This window comes from Microbacterium sp. CPCC 204701 (assembly GCF_004010105.1).
GTDB lineage: Bacteria > Actinomycetota > Actinomycetes > Actinomycetales > Microbacteriaceae > Microbacterium.
On sequence record NZ_RRYE01000336.1, the window covers coordinates 1 to 3,220 of the forward strand.

Annotated in this window: 5 protein-coding genes; 3 read left to right on the top strand and 2 right to left on the bottom strand. The window is 71.5% G+C overall.

Going from position 1 to position 3,220, the window contains the following annotated elements; all coding sequences use genetic code 11:
- Positions 1-401, top strand: a 401-nt coding sequence (locus EIO58_RS18940) for a hypothetical protein (protein ID WP_164861749.1), incomplete at its 5' end; no start/stop codon positions are given.
- A 132-nt stretch (positions 402-533) separates the two neighbouring features.
- On the opposite strand, the gene EIO58_RS18945 is transcribed toward EIO58_RS18940, so the two are convergent.
- On the bottom strand, positions 534-695 hold the full coding sequence (locus tag EIO58_RS18945) for a hypothetical protein (RefSeq protein ID WP_164861750.1): 162 nt from the start codon (positions 693-695) through the stop codon (positions 534-536).
- A 47-nt stretch (positions 696-742) separates the two neighbouring features.
- A complete protein-coding gene (locus tag EIO58_RS14960; RefSeq protein WP_127820186.1) occupies positions 743-1,438 on the bottom strand; it encodes a M15 family metallopeptidase in 696 nt (231 codons plus the stop codon).
- 87 nt (positions 1,439-1,525) lie between these two features.
- Between EIO58_RS14960 and EIO58_RS14965 the strand changes: the two genes are divergently transcribed.
- Together EIO58_RS14965 and EIO58_RS14970 are read left to right on the top strand one after the other, a co-directional pair.
- Positions 1,526-2,185 (top strand): response regulator transcription factor, encoded by a 660-nt coding sequence (locus EIO58_RS14965; RefSeq protein WP_127820187.1) that lies wholly within the window; start codon positions 1,526-1,528, stop codon positions 2,183-2,185.
- A partial coding sequence (locus EIO58_RS14970; RefSeq protein ID WP_164861751.1) for a sensor histidine kinase occupies positions 2,182-3,220 on the top strand: 1,039 nt, incomplete at its 3' end. The genes EIO58_RS14965 and EIO58_RS14970, both read left to right, overlap by 4 nt.

Here is a 3,220-nt window from a genome sequence, read left to right on the forward strand (position 1 = left end):
CGGTGCCCGGCCAGCAGACCATCGACCCCGCGGCCGGCGCCGTCCCCGAGGAGTGCGCGCAGGCGTTCCCGCTCGCGTACGCACCAGCCGACATCGCGATGATCGAGAGCCTGCCCGTCGACTGGCCCGCACCCCCGGCCGGGGCGATCCTCTGCGTGACGTCCGAGACGGTGGGCGGCTCGAGCGAGACGGCGTCGTACGCCACGGAGACGCCGATCGGCGATGTGCTGGCTCACTACGAGGCGCAGCTGCCGGGGTATGACCTCGACCGCAGCGACGGAGCGGAGAACGGCACGGGCTACGCCACCCTCGACGGGACGAACGGCGACATCGCCTTCCAGGTGCGTGAGACCGACGGCGGCTTCATCCTGGCGTTCGGGAGCGGCGACGGGGGACAGTAGGCCGCATCCGAAGGGCCGGCACGGCGGGGAGCCGGTTCGCGGACGCCTCAGCTGGGGAATGCGGCGTCCGATGAGCGCCCGCCCGACTCCGGGCGGGCGGGCGCTCCTGCGCATACCGGATGCGTCATCCCGCTAGGTGTCGGGCCCGGCGTCGGCCGCACGGTCTTCGGCTCCCTCGGTGCTGCCGCTCTCGGCATCGGCCTCGACCTGACCCTCGTTCAGCTCGTGGGTGAAGTCGCCGCCGGCGAGCGCGTCGTCGCCTCCCTCGGGGCGGCCGTCTCGATCGCTGTTCATACGACGAGCCTGACGGTAGGTCCCCCGAGCGGCTAGGCCTTGACATGTCAGGCGGTGGCATCCGCCTTCATCTCGGGGCACACGCCGCCCGGCTCGGTGGCGAGCTCGAAGTGCCAGCGCTCGTTGGCGTAGGTCTGGCAGATGCCGTAGCGCGAGCCGTGCTCGATGAGCCACAGCTGCGCCTCGAGCGAGCCGATGTCGACGGCGTCGCCCGTGACGTGCGGCGACCTTTCGGGAGTCGCGACGTACTGGCGAGCGACCTCCTCGCTGCCGTACCGCTCGACCGCGTCCTCGAACAGCCAGCGCTGATACGCCTCGTTGCGCCAGCCGCTCGTCACCGGGAAGAACGGGATGCCGGCGGCCCCGGCATCCGTCTGGGCCTCACGCAGCGCGGCGAGCACTGTCGGATCCATGCGGGCGATCGCCGGCACATCATCGTCGTCCGGCGTGACGACGGTGCCCTCGGAGATGTGGCCGTCCTCGGGAGCGGGCAGGAACGGCCGGCCGCTCCCCACGGCCAGTCCCGTGCCCGGAGGAGTGGCGTGAGGCTCGGTTGTCGAGGTCGCCGTGCCCGTGACAGGCGGCGCGGGCAGCGCGAACGACGCGAAGTTCGCCTGCACGGCGACGACGGTGACGACCGCGAGGAGTACCGCGACGACCGCCGCGGCGGTGACCACCGCCAGCCGGCGCGCGCGCCCGTGCGACGGAGCGACGGTGGAGGGAGACAGGCCGGATTGCTGCATGCTCTCGATCTCACGTGGGACCGTGTTGCGAAGGCGTACAGACAACCGCATACGTCGGCGATATGTCGTCGCGCCTAGGCTGGGCGCATGCGCGTGCTGATCGTCGAGGACGAGCTCTACCTCGCCGAGGCGATCCGCGACGGGCTGCGCCTGGAGGCCATCGCCGCCGACATCGCCGGCGACGGCGACACCGCACTCGAGCAGCTCGCGGTCAACTCGTACGACGTCGTCGTGCTCGATCGCGACATTCCCGGACCCAGCGGCGACGAGATCGCCCGCCACCTCGCGGGCGAGCCCGAGAGTCCGCGCATCCTGATGCTCACCGCCGCCGACCGCCTCGACGACAAGGCGACCGGGTTCGCCAGCGGAGCCGACGACTATCTCACGAAGCCCTTCGCGCTGCGCGAGCTGGTGCTCCGACTGCGGGCACTGGGCCGGCGACCGGCCGCAGGCACTCCCCCCGTCGTCGAGGTCGCGGGCGTGCGCCTGGACCGCTTCCGCCGCGAGGTGTACCGCGACGGGAACTACATCGCCCTCACGCGGAAGCAGTTCGCGGTGCTCGACGTCCTGATGACGGCGGGTGGCGGGGTCGTCAGCGCCGAAGACCTGCTCGAACGCGCGTGGGATGAGAACGCCGACCCGTTCACCAACGCCGTCCGCATCACGATCTCGACGCTTCGCAAGCGCCTCGGCGAGCCGTGGGTCATCGACACGGTGCCCGGCGTCGGATACCGGATGACGACATGAACGCCCGCGCGAGAGAGCGCCTGCCCGGGCTCTCGGTGCGGATCAAGCTGACTCTCAGCTACGCCGGCTTCCTCATCGTCGCCGGCATCGCGCTGTTCGTCGTCGGCTTCCTGCTGCTGCGCTTCGTGCCGACCGGTGCGCTCTTCGTCCAGGGCGGAGGATGGGCTCCGAACCGCAGCGATCTCATCGAGGTCTTCGTGCGCTACGCCTGGTGGGCGATGGCAGGACTCGTCGTCTTCGGACTCGTCGGCGGGTGGCTGCTCGCCGGAGTGATGCTGCGCCCGCTCGGTCGGATCACCGACGTCGCCCGCCGCGCGCGCGACGGCCGGCTCTCGGATCGCGTCGCGCTTCCCGGACCCCGCGACGAGCTCACCGACCTCGCCGACGCGCTCGACACGATGCTCGACCGCGTCGAGCACACGATCCACGAAGAGCGCCGCTTCGCCGCCAACGCCTCGCACGAGCTGCGCACACCGCATGCGATCATCCGCACGATGGTCGAAGTCGCCCAGGCAGACCCCGGCGGACGCGACGTCGACGTGCTCCTCCAGCGCATCGCCACGACGAACGAACGCGCGATCGCGACCACCGAGGCCCTCCTCACCCTCGCCCGTGCCGGACGCGGCAACCGACTCGACCGGGCGCCAATCGATCTCGCGGCCCTGGTCGACGAGGCGATCGACGAGGAGCGAGCGGATGCCTCGGCCCGCGGCATCCGTCTCGACACCGCTCTCTCGCCGGCAGTCGTGAACGGCAACCGCGCACTGCTGGCACAGCTGGCGAGCAACCTCGTGCACAACGCGGTGGTGCACAACGTCGACGGCGGCTGGGTGCGGGTGTCGGTGTCGACCGCCCCTGGCGAGCTCGTGGTCGCGAACAGCGGCGCGGTGCTCGATCCGATGATCGTGGCGACCCTCACCGAGCCGTTCGTCAGGGCGGTGGGGCGCACACGCAGCGCCGAGGGCGGTGCGGGGCTCGGCCTCGCGATCGTCGCCTCGATCGTGCGCGCCCACGGCGGGACCCTCGATCTCGCCG

Coding starts and splice junctions, on each gene's coding strand:
- EIO58_RS14960 (WP_127820186.1), bottom strand. CDS start 1,438: ATGCAGCAATCCGGCCTGTCTCCCTCCACCGTCGCTCCGTCGCACGGG.
- EIO58_RS18945 (WP_164861750.1), bottom strand. CDS start 695: ATGAACAGCGATCGAGACGGCCGCCCCGAGGGAGGCGACGACGCGCTC.
- EIO58_RS14965 (WP_127820187.1), top strand. CDS start 1,526: ATGCGCGTGCTGATCGTCGAGGACGAGCTCTACCTCGCCGAGGCGATC.